This is a genomic window from Parafrankia sp. BMG5.11 (genome assembly GCF_004337455.1).
The window spans coordinates 34,294-51,376 of record NZ_SJXI01000082.1 but is presented as its reverse complement, the minus strand read 5'-3'; the positions used below and the strand labels follow the sequence as shown (position 1 = coordinate 51,376).

The window sequence follows — 17,083 nt, the reverse complement described above, 5'->3', positions numbered from 1 at the left end:
TCAGTATGGCGGCGAGCACGGTGACGACGGCGAGCGCGACCGCCGCCTGGGTGAGGAGCTCGGTCGGGGTCAGGCGCAGCATCCGTCCGGCGCGTTCCGCGGTACGCCGCGCCGGATCGAGGACGACGCCGGCCACACGGAGCACCGGTGGGTGGGCCGGGGCGCTGCGGCGGACGAGAGCCAGCAGCCTCGCCACCAGCTCGGAGAACGCGAACGGCTTTCCGAGGTAGTCGTCCGCGCCGAGCCCGAGGCCGTCGACCCTGTCCTCGACGCTGGCGGCGGCCTACGGCATGGCCGACCGGGCGGCCGGAGAGGCCGACACTCCGCGGACGCTCTTCTGTATCGGTTCGCTGAACAAAATGTTCACCGGCGTGGCCGTGGCTCAGCTCGCGGGGCGGCGCATGCTGTCGTTCGACGACCCCGTCGGGAAGTTCCTGGACGGGTTCCCGCCCGAGACCGCCTCGGCGGTCCGGCTCCATCACCTGCTGACGCACACGTCCGGCCTGGGCGACATCTTCGACGGCGAGGGCGACGGCACGGAGATCACCACGGAGAACCACACCATCGACGCCCTGCTGGCGCGGATCCGTCGCGAGCCGCCGCGTTTCGTGCCGGGTTCGGGCTACAGCTACAGCAACGCCGGGTTCGTCGTACTCGGCGCGATCGTCGAGCGCGTCGCCGGGCAGGCGTACGCCGACCACACCCGGGAGCACGTCTTCACGCCGGCCGGCATGCGCGACACCGTCGTGCGGTCACGCCGTCCCGTCGATGTCGGCGGGATGGCTCATCCGTACGCCCTGGTCGGGCCGGACGGGCGGCCGCTGGCTCTGGGCCCGGCTCCGGGCGGCGGAGCTGCCGCCGCCGGGTACCGAGGCGCGTGATCTCGGAGACCGGGTGCAGGGTGCCAGCCTCGCGGGCGGCGCGGTGTCGACCGCCGCCGACCTGGTCGGCTTCGCCGACGCTCTCCTGCGCCACCGACTGCTCAGCCGCGAGCTCACCGACATCGTGCTCGCCGGGAAGGTCCAGGTGACCCAGCCGGCTCCGGCCCTCGGCGATGCGGGCACGGGCGGCTCCGGTCCCGGCGCGGCTCCGGCTCCGGGAGGGGGTCCAGTCCGGACCGGACCGGTCGAGCCGCCGTGGTACGGCTACGGCTTCCTGGACAGGCGGATCAACGGAACCCGGGTGGTGGGCCACAACGGCGGGACCCCGGGCTATGAGGCTGACCTGGCCATCTATCCGGACAGGGGATACGTCGTCGCAATCCTCGCCAATCAGGATCAGGTCCTGCTTCCCGCGTCTCAGCGGGCGGAGGAGCTGCTGACCTGACCGGAAGTCTCGCCGGATCGTCGTGTGACCGGTCGCGACGAGCGTGGCGCGGACCCGCTTCGGTGATCCGCTCTCAGGAGAGCATGCCGCGTACCCGGGGCGTCACCGACGCGGGGTGGCGGATACAGGAATGCTTTCCGGCGGCGGCCGTCACGGCAGCTCGCGGGCGGGATGTTCGTGATCGGCCGGAGCGGGTTCCGGCGCGGCGGTGGCGGTGGTGGCGTCCACGGCCACCCAGCGGCGGGCGTGGGAGAGCGCGGCGCCGACATCCTGGAGGCGGCGCAGGCCGGCGGTCACCTCGGCGGGGGGCAGGCCCAGGTCGAGGGCGAGGACCCGGGCGCGCACCGGCCGGTCCGCCCGGGCCAGGGCCTCGCGGACCGCGATGACGGTGCGGTCGGCTCGGGTCACCTTGTCCCGGTGCCGGCGCTGGGGCTGGCGCGGGACATCACCGGTTAACCGGGTCTTGGCCGGGGCGACGTTCGTGGGGGAGGTCACAGAATGCATTGCATCACCTTTCTCGATTTCGCTTAACTCCAACAATGCCTAGTTCTGTCGCTGTCGTCATGGTGAGGTTCGCCGCGTCACGCTAAGTGTTTGCATGAATACAACCTGCCGAAAGGTGTGTCCGTCGCAACACCTGCGTTGCTGGTTCCCGCGCGTCGGATGTGTGACGCGAACGACTCCGGGCGGCCCGCCCGGCGGTGGCCCGGCGGTGGCCCGGAAGTGCCCGGGCCGGGTGGCCGGTGTGCCCGGCCGGGCCGGTGCAGGCCGGATGTGGGCACCTGTGCTCGGTCTAGATTTCTCCAGTCTTTCCGAGTCGATTCCATCGGCCATTCTAGCGGCCCTTTCTCGAGCGCCGGAACGTTGTGTCGGCGTCCTGATTACGACAGTTCTGCCGGAATCGAACGAGTCGGGTCAAGGTCGTCGCGACCGGTGCTGTGCCCCGGCCGCCGTGGCCGGCTGTGGGCCGATGCGGCTCGGTGTGGGCCGGTAGGCCCGGGTCGGCCCGCCCGCGGTGGGTCGGGGGTGGCGGCCGGTCGCGTCGCCTGGCGGCGCGACCGGTGTTGGCTCGTGCGTGCCCTCGTGTTTTTCGCCCGGCGGGTAGATGCGGGTCGTGTCGGTTTCGCAGGGGTTCTGTTTGGGAAGACTCGGCTGACGGGTGGATCGGTCGACGGATGGATCAGTGGTGGAACGACGCGAGATCGGCGCCCCCGGCCGCGGTCCGCCACCGGGGGCCGGAGAGTCGTCCGACCACCCGGTGCAGGTCCTCGACCAGCAGATGCGCCAGATCCCGGCTGAACTCGGCCCGCACGACGATCCGCAGTACCGCCAGCTCGGCCAGATCAGGCGGGAATCGGTATGCGGGCACCAGCCAGCCACGGGCACGCAGCGCCTCGGAGACCTCGAAGACGCTGAACTCGGCCGCATCCCTCGTCGTGAACGCGAAGGCCGGGATCCCCGAACCGTCCGAGATCAGCTCGAACGGGCCGAGCTTCGCGATTTCATCCGCCAGCCAACGCGCATTGTCACGGCACGTGCGGGCGGTATGCCGGTAACCGGCCCGGCCGAGTCGTAGCAGAGAGTAGTACTGCGCGACGACCTGTGCTCCCGGCCGGGAGAAGTTCAACGCGAAGGTGGGCATCGAGCCGCCGAGATAGTCCACGTCGAAGACGAGCTCGGCCGGAAGGTGCCGGGCGTCGCGCCAGAGCGCCCAGCCGACCCCGGGATAGACCAGCCCGTACTTGTGTCCGGAGGCGTTGATGGAGACCACGCGCTCGAGCCGGAAATCCCAGACCAGGTCGGGGTCGCAGAACGGGGCGATGAACCCGCCGGAAGCCCCGTCGACGTGCACCGGGACGTCCGGGCCGCCCGAGGCCGCCAGCTGGTCCAACGCGGCGACGATCTCGGCCACCGGCTCGTACGTCCCGTCGAACGTCGAGCCGAGGACGGCCACGACCCCGATCGTGTTCTCGTCGCAGCGGGCGACGGCCTCCGGGGCGGTGAGGTGGGTCCGCCCGGGCGCGAGTGGCATCAGCCGGGGCTCGACGTCCCAGTAACGGGCGAACTTCTCCCAGCACACCTGCACGTTGGCACCCATGACGATGTTCGGCCGCGCACCGGTGCCGCGTTGCCCGCCGCCCTGTTCCCTGCCGTGGGGCTCCCTGGTCGAGCGCCACCGGCGTAGCATCGCCAGCCCGGCGAGCATGCACGCCTCGGAGGACCCGGTCGTCGAGCAGCCGACGGCGTCGGTGGCGTCGGGGGCGTGCCACAGGTCGGCGAGCATGTTGACGCACCGGGCCTCGAGCTCGGCCGTCTGCGGGTACTCGTCCTTGTCGATCATGTTTTTCGCCGCGCACTCGGCCATCAGCCGGTCGGCGTGCTCGTCCATCCAGGTGGTCACGAACGTGGCCAGGTTCAGTCGGGCGTTGCCGTCCAGCATCAGCTCGTCGCGCACGATCTGGTATGCGGTCTCGGCGGACAGCGAGGAGCGCGGCATGCGGTACCGGGGGACGGGCCCGTCCTCGTCCGGGATGACCAGGTGCGGCCGCACCTCCACGGCCTGGTCGCCGCGCCTGCCTCTCGCCCGGCCGTGTAGGGCCATGGACGTCCCTCCCTCGGCCGCGTCCGTCGTCGACCAGAGTCTGCGACGAGATCGGGAATCACGCCAGGTGACTTTCCGAGTGCGATGCGTAATCGAAGTTGGGTGCTGGAACACGACCGGTGCCGCGCGTCGGCAGAGGCCTCGCGCTCAGGCGCCGCCGACCCGCTGCGGCGGGCACCAGCGGATCTCGACGCAGAGCTGGCCGTCGCCGCTGTCGTCGATGACCTGCGTCCAGGCGGACGGCGCCGGGGTGACGGGCGGGCCCGCCTCGGCCACCGCCGGGTCGTCGGCGGTGACGAACGCCTCGCCGGTGTCGTCCGTGCCGGTCAGGGTGACCGTGACCGCGGTGGCCGCGGGGGTGACCGTGGCCAGCACCGCCGAGAGCGCGGCGACCACCTCGTCGCGGGCCGTCCCGGGAACGGCGTCGAAGGTGCCGGCGACCTGCATCCGTACCGCCACCCCACGTCGCTCGGCGGCGCGCAGCGCCGGCTCCAGGCCCTCGAGCAGGTCCGAACCGGCGACGGGGCTGGTCATCGCGCGGCGCAGCTCCGCCGCGCTGGACGCGCAGCGCGCGCGCACCTCGTCGGCCGCGGGGTCGAGCCGGCCGTCGCCGATGGCGGCCAGCAGCGGCAGCGTGTCGGCACGGAGCCGGTCGAGCCGGGCCCGGCGATCCTGGGTGATCTTGGCGGAGGCGACCAGGTCGGCGGCGAGCTCGGCGTCGGCGCGGGCGATCTCGGCGGCGGCCGCCGCCGTCCCGCGCCGCATGGGGCCGAGCGCGCCGACAACCGACTGGACGACTGCCTGCGTGTAGAACATCACGCTGAGGTAACCAACGATCCCGGGCCCGCCGCTGTACCTGGTGGCGACGATGCCGCCCGCGCACGCGGCGATCGCCGCCGAGGCGGGCAGCCACTGCCGGACGGGGCAGGCCGCGGTCAGGAAGGCGCACACCCCCAGCCCGCTGACCAGCACCCAGTTGAGCGGTACCCGCGAGCCCTCCTGGCCGAGGGCCCCGGCGGCGATCTGGGTGACGAGGAACAGCCCGGTCAGCCCGGCCACCGCCGGCCCGCGCAGCGGGCCGCGGCGGCTGGCCCGGCCCGCCCATACCAGCGCCGCCCCGGACGCGGCCCAGGCCAGGGCGACGAGGCCCGGGTGCTGGTAGTAGGAGAGCCGCATCACGAGCACGATCCCGAGCGCGAGCTGCCAGACGACGGCGCCCCGCCCGGCGGCCCCGGCCGTGTCGCGGGCCAGCCGCTCCTCGAGCTCGGCGACCTCGACCGCCGGCGCGTCGGGCGAGCGACGGGACCACTGCAAGGTCACGATTGTCGGGCCCCCCGGCGTCGACCGCACGGTCGCGGACCCGCCGACGTCGCCCATCGGGTCGATGATCGACCGGCGCACGCCCAGCTGGTCGGCGCGGTACCGGCCGGGGGTGAAGCCCACGCCGTGGTCGGTCACGGTGACCAGGACTCCGGTGGGGTCGGTGCGCGCGTCCACCCGTGCCCGGGGCAGGCCGGAATGGCGGCGCACGTTAGACAGCGCCTCGCTGACGGCCATGGCCACGGCGGCGGCGACCTCGGCCGGCGTGTCCGTGGAGCCGGTGAAGGAGAACTCCACGCCCAGCCCGGTGGCACGAGCCTGGTCCAGAGCCCGGCCGAGGGCGACCATCAGGCCGCCCTCCCAGTCCCGCCCGCCGGCGAGGAGGTCCTCACAGATCGCCACGCTCTGCCGGCACCGGGCGTGGACGCTCTTCCCGCCCGCGTCACGTGCTCCCCAGGCGATACCGGTGAGCGTGTTCAGGACGGTGTCGTGCACGAGCCGGTCCGACTCGGCCACGTCCTGCCGCCGTGCCGCCACGATGCCGCGCCCGCGGCGCCGCGTGTGGGCCAGCGCGAGCCACTCGTCGCAGCGCCGGGCCCCGCGGCGCATCCGCCCGACGACCGCGGCGAACGCGAGGGGGACGGCGATGACCGCGCCGGCCGGCAGCGCCGCCTCCAAAGCGGACGGCGCGGCGATCTCGTGGACGACGGCCGTGTACAGGGTGACGAACGCCAGCACGGCCGGCAGCCAGACCGCCGGCGGGAAGCACCACACGATGGTCAGGCCCGTCCCGATGAGCCGCAGCAGCACCCAGTTGGGGCCGGTGGCGAGCTCGCCCGGCGGCACGGCCCAGGGCGCGCAGCCCGCCACGACCAGGCCCATCAGGAGCTCGCCGGCGGCGAGGTCCCGACCCAGGCCACGGGTCAGGCAGACCACGCCGAAGACCACGCCCCAGCAGGCGGCGACGGCCGGCAGGGCGAGCCGGGCCGGAGATCCGTACCATCCCGCGTCGGCGAGGAGTACCGCGATGCCGAACAGGACCGCGACCAGGCGCAGGAGCCCGAGGGTCCGCGACATTCTGACGCCGAGCCCGGCCTCGTTCGGGCCGACGTCCCCGCCCGCCGCGCCGCGCCGGTCGCGTCCCCCCTCGCTCCCGGTCCGGCGGGTCACGCGCTGGTCACCGGGCCGCCGGAACACGTGCCAGCGCAATCGTCAGTACCCACGCCGCCCCCCGCGAGCGCTGCCCCCGGCCAGCCGACCGGACAGCAAGATCCATCGACCGGCTTATCACGATAACGGACCCGGACACGTCGTCAGGTGCCGACGTCCGTACGGGCGCCCGGCACGGCCCGGCAGGCCTCAGTCGGGCCCGGCGAGCACCCGCAGGCCGAGGATCGCGACGTCGTCGTCCTGGCGCCGGCCGGTGAGCATCTGGTCGACGATCAGATCCACCAGGGCCTCGGGCCCGTCCTCGGGGGCGTGCTTCTCCGCGGTGAGCCGCAGCCGCTCGAGGCCGTCGTCCAGGTCGAGATCCCGGGACTCGACCAACCCGTCGGTGTAGAGGACCAGGTGGGAGCCGGCCGGCAGGAGGATGCGCAGCTCCGGGCGCGGCGAGGACTCCGCGCCGCCCGCCCCGATCAGTACTCCGGCTTCCGCGCTCGACAGCCCGGCGGCCGGGGTGCCAGTGGGCGGCGCGCCGGTGGAACCCAGCAGGCGGGCCCGCCCGTCCGGAGTGAGCAGGAGCGGCGGTAGGTGGCCGGCGTTCGCCCACCGCATGAAGGCGGGAGCGGCGGCCCCCTGCGCGAAGCCGGCGTCGTTGACCTGGATCCAGGCGTACAGGCAGGTCGCGAGCTGCGCCATCTCCAGGCCCTGTACCAGCCGGTCCAGCCGGTCGAGCACGATCGCCGGCCGGTGGCCCTCCCACGCGTACGACCGCAGCACGCTGCTGAGCTGGCCCATCGCCGCCGCGGCCGCGATGTCGTGGCCCATCACGTCGCCGATCGCGACCCCGGCCGCCCCGTCGGGCAGCGCGAGCACGTCGAACCAGTCGCCGCCCACGGTCGCCGTCGCCGCGGTGGGCAGGTAGCGGGCCGCGAACGCGAGGCCGGGCAGCTCGGGGATCGTCGGCAGCAGGGAGCGCTGCAGTGACTCCGACACCGTGTGCTCGGCGCGGTACAGCCGGGCGTTGTCGATCGCGGTGCCCGCCCGCCGGCCGAGATCCTCGGCGAGGCGCAGGTCGTCCGCGGTGTAGGAGCCCGACGAGCGGGCCATCACCAGCGCGCCGAGCACCCGGCCGCGGGCGAGCAGCGGGGTGGCGACGGCCGTCGCCAGGCCCAGTTCCTCCAGCAGGCCCACCAGCTCGTCGGCGCGGCCTTCGGGGCGCAGGGCCGCCCGCAGGCCCTCGGGGTCGATGCGTTCCCGCAGCACGGGACGTCCGGTGCGCAGCACCTGGACCACGGCGCTCGCCGCGGTCGGCAGCTCGGCCTGCAGCAGCTGGCTGCGCTCGGCGATCGTGCGCAGCCGGGGGTCGCGGTGATGCGTGATGACCCGGCGCGGCCCCATGGCCTCGGAATCCGTCCTCGTCGGCGCGGAGCGGGGCGGGAGGACGTGCACGGAGCACCAGTCCGCGGCGGTGGGCACCACGGCCTTGGTGAGCCGGTCGAGCGCCTCACCCACGTCGAGGGTGCCCGAGAGCAGCTCGCTGACGTCGGCGAGCAGCTGCAGCTGGGCGGTGGCGCGCTCGGCGTCGCCGCGGGCGGCCCGTTCGCGCTCGAACAGCCTGTCCCGCTCGAGCTGGGCCTCGACCCGTTCGGTGACGTCGGTCTGCACGCCCACGAAGTGGGTGATCTCCCCCAGCGGGTCGAACACGGGGCTGATGGCGAGCTCGTTCCAGAACGGCGTGCCGTCCCGCCGGTAGTTGCGCAGCACGACCACCACGTGCCTGCCCGCGGCCAGCCCGGCGCGCAGCTCCGCCAGCGCCGGCTGGTCGTCGTCGCCGTTCTGCAGGAACCGGCAGTTGCGCCCGACCACCTCGGCCAGGCTGTAGCCGGTCACCCGCTCGAACGCCGGGTTCGCCCAGATCAGCGGGTTGTCGGGTTGCCGCGGGTCGGTGATCGTGAAGCACGCCCCGGTGGCCTGCAGCGCACGGTCGCGGATCTGCAGATCCAGCCACTCCGGCACGGGGCCGACTGCCGACGCAGGAAGGTCGGCACAGTCGGTAGCCGGCCGCGGATGGCCGTTACCGGCTCCGTCGGGCGATCCCACGTCGACAGCGTGCATCCCCTGGGCCCTGTCCAGGTCCGGCCCGACAGAACATGTGGATCGCGATAGGTGACCTAAGTCACATAGGGCGACTGGGTAGGCGGGTCATGGACGGCAAGATCGGTGTTCGTGGGTGTAGCGGGGGGCAAAGCCGGAAAGGACCCCCGTGCCCCACATCTTCCCTGGAGGTAGTCATGGGACTGCGTTACACGCGCCGGCCGCGCTACGGCCCCTTCCACGTGAACGTCAGCGAGAACGGGGTCTCCTCGGTGACCCTGAAGCTCGGCCGCGTCTCCTGGCGGGTGTGGTCGAAGAACCGCCGCGGCGGGCTCTCCAGCGTCGACCTTCCCGGTCCGTTCTCCTACCGCCGGGACGGCCGCCGCCGAGCCTCCGCCGGCCGCTGACCCGCCTCGCGCGTCCCACGGCGCGCATCGTCTATTCCGACATCGTGGCCGCGCTCGCGTTCGCGGGAGTGGCCGGGAGCGCCCCGGCGGACAACGGCGCCTGGGCCGTGGGCGCCTGGGCCGTGGCGGCCAGCGCCGCGCCCGTCGGGCGCCGCTCGACGAGCAGCAGGGCCAGATCGTCGTGCAGGTTCCCACCCACGTGCCTGGTGAGGGCGCTGGTGAGCCGGTCGAGCGCGGCATCGGGCGGGACGTCGCGCAGCAGGTCGACGTGCCGCTCCAGGGGGAAGAAGGCCCGCTCGCCGTCCCGGGCCTCGATCAGCCCGTCGGTGAACAGCAGCAGGCGGTCGCCGACCGCCCAGTCCGCCGTCGCGGTCGCGAAGCGGTCGCCGAGGCCCAGCGGGGGTGAGGACGGGCAGGTCAGCGTGGTGGTGGCGGTCGCCCCAACCAGCAGCGGCGGATGGTGGCCCGCCGAGCACAGGCTGAGCCGGCCGTCAGGGTAGATGTCGACCAGCAGCGCCGTCACGAAGTCCTCCGGCTCGGCCTCGCGGCCGACCGAGCGGGCGCAGGCGGCCGCGACCTGCCCCTGGTCCAGCCAGGTCACCGCCGCCTCGCGGAAGGCGCCCAGGACCACCGTCGCCAGCCGCACCGCGGGCAGCCCCTTGCCGCGCACGTCACCGATGATCATGCGGATCGTGTGCGGCGTCGCGACCACCTCGTAGAGATCGCCGCCGACCGAGGCCTCCTTGGCGGCGGAGAGGTAGCGGGCCGCGAACCCGGCCCCGTGCAGCGCGATGGGCACCTCGGGCAGCAGAGCCCGCTGGGCGACCTCCGCCACCGCCCGGACCTGCTGGAGCTCCGAGCTGCGCCGGTTACGGCTCACCGACACGTAGACGGCCACCGCGACCTGGGCCGCGACCAGGATGCAGGCCGCGATGTGCTGACCGTTGCCGAACCGGTGGTCCCACCACCCCGAGGCGACGGCCATCACCTCGGCGGCGAGCCCGACACCCAGCGTCGCCGCCGGAGGACAGGTCACCGCGGTCACCAGGGCACCGAGCCCGAAGTAGCCCGCGGTCGACAGGTCGGTGACGGCGCCTACCGCGACCGCGGCACCGAGAACCAGCAGACCAGCCCCCCACTGACCCACGAAGTCCCCGATCCGGGGTACCACGTTGCTGAGCATGCGCCATTGTCCAGGGCGCAGAGGCCCGTTCGCGGGCGACCTCCAATTTTGTACCCCCGATGGCACCTCCGGAGGTCACCTCGAGTGAGCTACAAGGTGCTTCACGTGCCGGTGTCCCGCTGTGTGCATCCGGCGGTGACGATCCGGATCGGCCGCCAGCCTCCGGCCGCAGGCGCCTCCAGCTCAGACGCCTCCGGGTCAGGCGGGCGTCGAAGCCTCCAGGCGGCCCGGCCGGCGCGTGTACCAACGCTCGACGTCCTCCAGCTCGGCGGCCAGGGAGATCAACGGCCCCTCGCCGCCCGCCGGGCCCATGAGCTGGGCGCCGACCGGCAGCCCGGCAGGCGTCAGCCCGGCCGGGACGTTGACCGCCGGCCAGCCGAGGACGTTCCACGGCCAGGTGTACGGGCAGGCCGCGACGATCGCCTGATCGGTCTCCCAGTTCGTCTCCCGGTTCAGTTCGCCGACCCGCGGCGGCGGCACCGCGGTGGTCGGCGCGAGCAGGACGTCCACCGTGCGGAAGACCCGGCCGATCCACGCCCGGGCCGGTGCCTCGGCGGCCCGGGTCAGCCCGAGCACCGGCCGCAGCGCCCGCCCGTTGCGCGCGTTCGCCACTGTCCGCGGATCGAGGAGCTCGGGGTTGGGCACCCGGTGCGACCAGTCCCGGATGCCGTCCATCGAGCGGGGCAGGAACAGCAGGCCGAGCAGGCCGTACGGCGGCTCGACCGGCACCACGTCGTGCCCGAGCCGGGCCAGCACCTCGGCGAGGCGCTCCACGGCGGTGCGGACAGCCGGATCCAGCGCGGCCGACATCCCGCTGTAGGGGACGCGCAGCGACAGGCCGATCCGCAGCCGGGGCGGCGGGTGCTCGGCCGAGCGCAGGAAGGTCTCCGCCGGCACCGGCGGGCGGTCCCGGTCCACCGGGAGGCTTCCGCTGAGCAGGTCCAGCAGGAGGGCGCCGTCCGCGACGGTCCTGGTGAGCGGGCCGAAGGTGGTCAGCCCGTTGAACTGCTCGGTTACCGGCGCGCTGGAGATGCGCCCGCGCTGCGGCTTGATCCCGACGAGATGGGTCCAGGCCGCGGGGATGCGGACCGAGCCGGCGCCGTCCGACCCGATCGCGGCGGGGACCAGCCCGGCCGCGACGGCCGACGCCGCGCCGCCGGACGACCCACCGGGGGAGTAGTCGAGGTTCCACGGGTTGCGGGTCGCGCCGAACGCCGCCCCCTCGGTGAACGGCCACTGCCCGAACTCGGGCGTGTTCGTCTTGCCGACGATGATCGCGCCGGTGGCCCGCAGCCGCCGGACCATCTCGCAGTCCTCGGTGGCCGGCGGGAAGTCGCCGGCCGCGCCGAAGGCGGTGGGGAGGCCGGCCATGTCGGTGTCGTCCTTGATGGCCACCGGGACACCCAGCAGGGGGAGCCGCTCCCCGGTGTCGAGCCGCCGGTCAGCCTCCTCGGCCTCCGCCAGCGCCTCCTCGGCCCGTAGCACCCGGAAGGTGTTCAGGGTCGTGGATGTCGCCTCGATGCGCTCCAGGCAGGCGGCGACGAGCTCCCGGGAGCTCATCGACCCGGCCGCGAGTCGCCCGGCGAGCTCACGCAGGCCGTACAGGCCGTCGAGCCGGCCGTCGTCCGCACCCACACCCGCGGTATCCGACATCAGCCACCTCCTGGACGCGACGCGCGCGGCGGAAGCCGTGGGGGAACGGTAGCCGACCTCGCGCCGCGGCCCCCGCCCTTTGTCCAGCACGAGACGTACATGGCATATGCCGGCCGGCGCCCCGCTCGCCTCCTCCGGTGTGTACTGGGCTACATCGGCCGGTGGACGTCCGGCCCGTGGGCGGGGGCCTCGGGGGCCTCCCAACGGGGCGGAACCGGTGGCGCGCAGGACATCCGCGTCGGCGGCCATCGCGGACAACGGTGTGTGGTGACGGCGATGCGTGGACACATCGCGTTATCTACGGCGGATCCATGGGTAGTTCGTCGGCAGGACGCGTGCGGGCAACCCAGAAGTCGCCATCCGTTCAGGCACGCGAGAGTCCCCGATTCTGCCGAGGAGAACCAGAAGATGAACGAGGGCATGAATCCCCCGCGTACCGATCTGACAGGCCCCCGACCGCCGGTCGTGGCCGCGCCCGAACCGGCCGCCGTGCCGGCCGCCGTGCCGGCCGCCGTTCCTGGTGCCACGAACACCGTTCCTGGTGCCGCGAACACCGCCCCGGATACCGCGCACACCGTTCCTGGTGCCGCGAATACCGTGCCCGCAGCCGGAGCCGCGGTCACCGAGGACGCGGAGGGTGCCGACATCCGCCGCAGGTTCAACGAGATGACCGCCGGGCTCGCGCCGCATGTGGCCTCCGCCACCGAGAAGACGCGCGACGCGGCCGAGAAGGCGGTGGGCGCGGTCCGGGAGAAGGTCGGCCACAACCCCACGCTCGCCTCCGCGGCGGAGAAGACGGTCGAGGTGAAGGACCGGGCGGTCGGCACCGTGAGGGAGCAGATGGAGCAGCACCCGCAGGTCGCGGCCGCCGCGGAGCGTACGGCGGCCTCCAGCGGGAAGGCGGCACGGACGGCCGGCCAGCAGGCCCGCCGGCATCCCGGTGCCACCGGGGGCGCGGTCTTCGGTGGCGCCGTGCTGCTCCTGCTCCGGCGGTCGGTGCGCCGCCGCCGGGCCACGAAGGCGGCGAAGTCCGGCAGCTGAGGCGGCTTCGTGCCGAGCCGGTCCGGCGGCGTGGGCGCTGAAAGCATCCGCAAAGCGGTGGATCCGGTTCTCGCCGGACAAAGTGTTTGCGAGTTCCGGTGCGGGGCAAAAAGCTGCCAACAACCTCGGTAAAGGAGAAACCACTGATGCTGACTTTCCTCGTCGTCATGGTCCTGCTCGGTCTGATCGCCGGCGCGGTCGCGCGTCTGGTTCTCCCCGGCCCGGATCCGATCGGAATTCTCGGCACGATCGCCGTAGGCATCGTCGGGTCTTTCGTCGGGGGTTTCCTCGGCTACGTCCTGTTCAACAAGGACATTGGTGAAGGCGCGCTCCAGTCGTCCGGCATCATCGGTTCCATCATCGGCGCGATCATCGTTCTGGCGCTGTGGAGGGCCTTCAACGGCCGTGGCCTCTCCCGCACCTCGCACAGCCGTCGGTACGCCCGCCGGTAAGTAACGGCGAGCCGGCGACTGACAGCGGTTTGGCGCCTGACGACGGAAAAGGGCCGCTGCCCCGAGATCTCGGGGCAGCGGCCCTTTCGGTGTCCGCCTACCGGCGGCTCACCTCGACGAGGGGCGGTCAGGCGCGTGGCTGCCGTCCGCCTCGCGGGGGTTGGGAGCGGTCAGACCGGAGCCGTCGGTCGGGCTGGAGCCGTCGGTCGGGCCGGGGGCGTCGGTCGGGCCGGGGCCGTCAACCAGGCCGGAGCTGTCGGCCGGGGAGTGCTCGCCGGTCTCGCTGAACGCACGGGAACGCTCCTCGGCCTCGGCACTGCCGGCGAAGAGCCGGGCATCGGAGAGATCCTCCGGCTGGGCGGCCGTCGTGCCCGGCTCGGCCCTGCCCCGCTCGGCCTCGCCGGCCCTGGCCTGGCCCAGGCCGGCCTTGCCCAGTTCGACGCGGTGCCCGTTGGAACGCGCGCCGCCCTGGACTCCGGCGCGGGCGCCGGCCGCCGTGGCGTCGATCTCGATCCGGGTACGCGGCAGCGCCGCCGCGTGGTTGTGCCGCAACCAGTCGACCAGCGCCTCGCGTACATGGCAGCGCAGGTCGAAGACCGTCGGCCCGTCGTTCCCGCTCACCAGCACCCGGATCCGTACGTGGTCCCCGACCGCGTCGGTGACCTGCAGGACGCTGACCCGCCCGTCCCAGAGGTCGGTGCTCTCGACGATCCGGTGCATCTCGGTCCGCATGTCGGCGACGGGCACCGACCAGTCCAGGTCGAACTCCACCGCGCCGAGCACCGCGGACTCCCGGCGGGTCCAGTTCTGGAACGGGTTGGTGGTGAAGTAGGTCGACGGCAGGATCAGCCTCCGGTCGTCCCAGATGTGCACGACCACGTAGGTGAGGGTGATCTCCTCGATCCGGCCCCACTCGTCCTCGACGACCACCACGTCGTCGACCCGGATGGCGTCGGTGAAGGCGAGCTGCAGCCCGGCGAAGACGTTCGCCAGCGACGTCTGCGCCGCGAGCCCGGCGATGATGCCGACCACGCCCGCCGACGCCACGATGCTCGCGCCGGCGACCCGCACGCTCGGGAAGGTCATCAGCATCGAGGCGACCGCGATCACAGTGATCACGACGACGGTGATCCGGCGCAGCAGGATCACCTGGGTACGGATCCGCCGCGCGTGCCGGTTGTCGGCGACGTCCATCCGGTAGCGCGACAGCGCCAGGTCCTCCACGACGAACGCCAGCACGCCCACCACCCACGCGAGCGCGGCGATCTGCGCGAGGCCGAGCACGCGGATGGTGGCCGGCGTCCACGACTGCTCCACCGTCGCGTTCGCCGCGATGAGCAGCCCCAGAACGACGAGCGTGAGCCGGGCGGGCCGGCGCCCCCGTTCGGCGAGATCCTCCACAATCCGCGAGTGCCGACCGATCCGCCGCAGGATCCGGTGTACGAGCAGGGACGCCAGGTAGCCGATGACGGCCGCCCCAGCCATGATCACGAGTACCGCGAGATCGGAATCCGTGCCATCCATGGTGTCCATGCTGGAGAACGGGTCGAGCGCAGGCCGGTCCGCCACGGGCAAAGCTCCTTCGAATCGGGTGCGTTTCCCGAACCAGTGCCCGTTTCATCATGGTCTGACCAGGTGACGCCCTTCACAGCTTCGCTGGCGGAGCACCGGCCCGGGGTGGCCGCCGCGGGCCTGGGGCCGGCTCGACCGGCGACGTCGATCGACGGCCTCACCGCGGTCAACCCGGCCGCCTCCCTCTCGGCCCCTCCCCCGGCCGCTCTCAGCCGTCCCCGGGCCCGCCCTTGGCCGCCCGCGGCCTCCAATTCTTGTCAAAAGTTCGCCCCGTTGCTTTAAAGCAGCTAATCCCGCCATTTGGCGGTGACTATATGTCGGCTGGAAGTCATCTGTTTTACGGATTGTGCGCATCCAGTGAGGCATCATCGTTGTATGCCGTCGTATCCGGTTGGGTCAGCGCCAGGCGCCTTCGTGCCCGCCGAGGACGCCTCCGACCTGCGCGGTAGTCTTCCAAGCGCGGCCCTCCGCCGAGGCGTGGCGCACCGAATGCCGGAAGGCCGCGGGGGTAGCGGGAGTACTGGATGGTCCATGGGCCGTCTCAGGTCGACGGGTTCGCGCTCTTGTCTCCCGCGGGCCGGCATGTCGACAGGCCGGGAAAATCCAGGAGGGGCGAGCCGTGAACACGGTCAAGGTGAGGACGGTCGTCGAGGCGGACCTCTCCGCGCTCAGCCGGATCGACCGGCAGATCTTTGGCCGGCTCGCGTACCCCGAGTTCGTCCTTCGCCAGCTCTTCGACGTCCACCAGCAGGAGATCCTCGTCGCAGACGAGGCGGGCGAGCTGCTCGGGTACTCGATAGCCGTGCGTTCCGGGTCCGATGCCGAAACGGATCTCGCCCACTTCCTGGCCCTTGGGGTGGACGGCTCCCGCCGCTGCCAGGGTGTCGGCCGCCTGCTGGCGCTGGAAACACTCGAAAGTCTCTACCTTCGTGGTGTGCAGCGGGTGCGCCTCGCTGTGGCACGCGACAACCCGGTCGCGATACACCTCTACCGCTCACTGGGCTTCGAGCAGACTGCGGACGTCGACAGCTATTACGGAGCGGACGAGCCGCGCCTTCTGTTCGAACTCAACCTGGACCGGAATCCGCAGGGCGACGCGGACACGGTCCGTCACGTGCCGCGCTCTGCCACGCACTGACCGAAACGGCACCGACCCGTTCCTGGACGGGTAGCCGAGCCCGGTCTGTTCGGGAGCGCCAGGCGGACCACTGTTCTCCCACGCCCTTTCGCCGCCGCCGCTCTGTGTCCGCCGCGGCGCCTGCTGCCGCGATGTTTGGCCGTGGGTGCGGGCCGTCCGCGGTCGGCTGTGGGCGGCCCGCCGCCACGCGGAGCGTGTGTACGCCTGCTCGTGGCCGCTCTTGCTGGCCCTCGGCCGCCGTCCGGCCCGACTGTGGCCCGGTTCAGAACAGTGACGCGCGCAATTCGTGGGAGCCGCTGTGCACGTAGAAGAAAATGAGAACCCGATGGGCAACGCCGGGCAGCGGTGGGACGAGTTCGATCCCGACCTGTACCACGCCCACAACTACGCCGTCCTGCGTGACGACGACCAGGAAATCCTCGAGGGCGTCCGGGATTTCTTCGCGACCTTCGCCGCGGCCGCGGCGACCGCCGCCGATCGCCCGCTCAACGGGCTGGACGTGGGCACCGGCAGTAACCTCTATCCGGCGCTGTCGATGCTGCCCTGGTGCGAGCGGATCACCCTGCGGGAGCATTCCGCCAGCAATGTCACGTGGCTGGAGAACGAGGTCCGGTCCTACGGCACCGCCTGGGACCCGTTCTGGAAGGTGCTGACCCAGGAACGGGCCTACCTCGGTGTGGATAACCCGCGCCGGGCGCTGGCGGAACGGGTGGTGGTCGAACAGGGAAGCGTCTTCGAGTTACCCCGCTCCAGGTGGGACATCGGCACGATGTTCTTCGTGGCGTGTTCCATCTCCGAGCAAAGGGAAGATTTTCACCGCGCCTCCAGGTGCTTCCTCGACGCGCTTATGCCCGGCGCGCCCTTCGCGATGGCATACATGGAGAATTCCAGAGGGTACGAGGTCGGCGACATCCGCTTCCCGGCGGTCTCGTTGAAGATGGACTACATCGTCGAAAGCCTTGAGGCGACGGCGACCGATGTGAAGGCGGACCGGTTCGTCGGTGCCGAGATGCTGCGCGAGGGATACGAAAGCATGGTCCTCGTCCGCGGCCGTACGAGAAGACGGGAGCCGGACGGCTCCACCACGGCCGCGGACGCCTAGCGGGCCCGGACGTCGAGGAAGAAGGGGGA

The 17,083-nt window shown here is 72.5% G+C and carries 14 protein-coding genes and 1 pseudogene; 7 read left to right on the top strand and 8 right to left on the bottom strand.

Annotated features, from left to right (window positions below; genetic code table 11):
- Window positions 1–58 precede the first annotated feature (58 nt).
- Window positions 59–283 (bottom strand): annotated as a pseudogene (locus tag E0504_RS53750) (response regulator transcription factor); the annotation flags it as partial.
- 7 nt (window positions 284–290) lie between these two features.
- Here E0504_RS53750 and E0504_RS40665 point away from each other — a divergent pair.
- Both E0504_RS40665 and E0504_RS40660 read left to right on the top strand, forming a co-directional pair.
- Complete coding sequence (locus E0504_RS40665; RefSeq protein WP_112105517.1) at window positions 291–881, top strand: serine hydrolase; 591 nt, start codon at window positions 291–293, stop codon at window positions 879–881.
- 13 nt (window positions 882–894) lie between these two features.
- A complete protein-coding gene (locus E0504_RS40660) occupies window positions 895–1,326 on the top strand; it encodes a serine hydrolase (RefSeq protein WP_160144244.1) in 432 nt (143 codons plus the stop codon).
- Between the two features lie 150 nt (window positions 1,327–1,476).
- Here E0504_RS40660 and E0504_RS40655 read toward each other — a convergent pair whose 3' ends face one another.
- The 4 genes from E0504_RS40655 to E0504_RS40640 all read right to left on the bottom strand — a co-directional run bounded on the left by E0504_RS40655 (window position 1,477) and on the right by E0504_RS40640 (window position 8,428).
- Entirely contained in the window at window positions 1,477–1,830 is a 354-nt protein-coding gene (locus tag E0504_RS40655) for a hypothetical protein (RefSeq protein WP_112105515.1), read from the bottom strand.
- Between the two features lie 676 nt (window positions 1,831–2,506).
- On the bottom strand, window positions 2,507–3,928 hold the full coding sequence (locus E0504_RS40650; RefSeq protein ID WP_112105514.1) for a glutamate decarboxylase: 1,422 nt from the start codon (window positions 3,926–3,928) through the stop codon (window positions 2,507–2,509).
- 147 nt (window positions 3,929–4,075) lie between these two features.
- Window positions 4,076–6,418, bottom strand: coding sequence for an ATP-binding protein (locus tag E0504_RS40645; protein WP_131626980.1), 2,343 nt, complete (start codon window positions 6,416–6,418; stop codon window positions 4,076–4,078).
- Window positions 6,419–6,607: 189 nt separating this feature from the next.
- On the bottom strand, window positions 6,608–8,428 hold the full coding sequence (locus E0504_RS40640; protein WP_160144235.1) for a SpoIIE family protein phosphatase: 1,821 nt from the start codon (window positions 8,426–8,428) through the stop codon (window positions 6,608–6,610).
- A 275-nt stretch (window positions 8,429–8,703) separates the two neighbouring features.
- On the opposite strand from E0504_RS40640, the gene E0504_RS40635 reads away from it, so the two are divergent.
- Window positions 8,704–8,913, top strand: a complete 210-nt coding sequence (locus E0504_RS40635) for a DUF4236 domain-containing protein (RefSeq protein WP_020464302.1) — start codon at window positions 8,704–8,706, stop codon at window positions 8,911–8,913.
- Between the two features lie 31 nt (window positions 8,914–8,944).
- Here E0504_RS40635 and E0504_RS40630 read toward each other — a convergent pair whose 3' ends face one another.
- Together E0504_RS40630 and E0504_RS40625 are read right to left on the bottom strand one after the other, a co-directional pair.
- Window positions 8,945–10,096, bottom strand: a complete 1,152-nt coding sequence (locus E0504_RS40630; protein ID WP_112105152.1) for a PP2C family protein-serine/threonine phosphatase — start codon at window positions 10,094–10,096, stop codon at window positions 8,945–8,947.
- A 198-nt stretch (window positions 10,097–10,294) separates the two neighbouring features.
- Complete coding sequence (locus E0504_RS40625; RefSeq protein WP_112105151.1) at window positions 10,295–11,749, bottom strand: amidase; 1,455 nt, start codon at window positions 11,747–11,749, stop codon at window positions 10,295–10,297.
- Window positions 11,750–12,157: 408 nt separating this feature from the next.
- Here E0504_RS40625 and E0504_RS40620 point away from each other — a divergent pair, with 408 nt between their 5' ends.
- Both E0504_RS40620 and E0504_RS40615 read left to right on the top strand, forming a co-directional pair.
- Complete coding sequence (locus E0504_RS40620; protein WP_235013714.1) at window positions 12,158–12,790, top strand: hypothetical protein; 633 nt, start codon at window positions 12,158–12,160, stop codon at window positions 12,788–12,790.
- Window positions 12,791–12,936: 146 nt separating this feature from the next.
- Window positions 12,937–13,242 (top strand): GlsB/YeaQ/YmgE family stress response membrane protein, encoded by a 306-nt coding sequence (locus E0504_RS40615; RefSeq protein WP_200835189.1) that lies wholly within the window; start codon window positions 12,937–12,939, stop codon window positions 13,240–13,242.
- A gap of 108 nt (window positions 13,243–13,350) precedes the next feature.
- Here E0504_RS40615 and E0504_RS40610 read toward each other — a convergent pair whose 3' ends face one another.
- Window positions 13,351–14,811, bottom strand: coding sequence for a mechanosensitive ion channel domain-containing protein (locus E0504_RS40610; protein WP_131626978.1), 1,461 nt, complete (start codon window positions 14,809–14,811; stop codon window positions 13,351–13,353).
- 622 nt (window positions 14,812–15,433) lie between these two features.
- Here E0504_RS40610 and E0504_RS40605 point away from each other — a divergent pair.
- Together E0504_RS40605 and E0504_RS40600 are read left to right on the top strand one after the other, a co-directional pair.
- Entirely contained in the window at window positions 15,434–15,952 is a 519-nt protein-coding gene (locus E0504_RS40605) for a GNAT family N-acetyltransferase (RefSeq protein WP_020464296.1), read from the top strand.
- A 298-nt stretch (window positions 15,953–16,250) separates the two neighbouring features.
- Window positions 16,251–17,054 (top strand): SCO2525 family SAM-dependent methyltransferase, encoded by an 804-nt coding sequence (locus E0504_RS40600; RefSeq protein WP_131626976.1) that lies wholly within the window; start codon window positions 16,251–16,253, stop codon window positions 17,052–17,054.
- The last annotated feature ends 29 nt before the right edge of the window (window positions 17,055–17,083 follow it).

What these genes read in the sequence shown, in the direction of transcription:
- E0504_RS40635 (WP_020464302.1), top strand. Translation starts at nt 8,704, where the DNA reads ATGGGACTGCGTTACACGCGCCGGCCGCGCTACGGCCCCTTCCACGTG.
- E0504_RS40615 (WP_200835189.1), top strand. Translation starts at nt 12,937, where the DNA reads ATGCTGACTTTCCTCGTCGTCATGGTCCTGCTCGGTCTGATCGCCGGC.
- E0504_RS40630 (WP_112105152.1), bottom strand. Translation starts at nt 10,096, where the DNA reads ATGCTCAGCAACGTGGTACCCCGGATCGGGGACTTCGTGGGTCAGTGG.
- E0504_RS40620 (WP_235013714.1), top strand. Translation starts at nt 12,158, where the DNA reads ATGAACGAGGGCATGAATCCCCCGCGTACCGATCTGACAGGCCCCCGA.
- E0504_RS40665 (WP_112105517.1), top strand. Translation starts at nt 291, where the DNA reads ATGGCCGACCGGGCGGCCGGAGAGGCCGACACTCCGCGGACGCTCTTC.
- E0504_RS40655 (WP_112105515.1), bottom strand. Translation starts at nt 1,830, where the DNA reads ATGCATTCTGTGACCTCCCCCACGAACGTCGCCCCGGCCAAGACCCGG.
- E0504_RS40650 (WP_112105514.1), bottom strand. Translation starts at nt 3,928, where the DNA reads ATGGCCCTACACGGCCGGGCGAGAGGCAGGCGCGGCGACCAGGCCGTG.
- E0504_RS40625 (WP_112105151.1), bottom strand. Translation starts at nt 11,749, where the DNA reads ATGTCGGATACCGCGGGTGTGGGTGCGGACGACGGCCGGCTCGACGGC.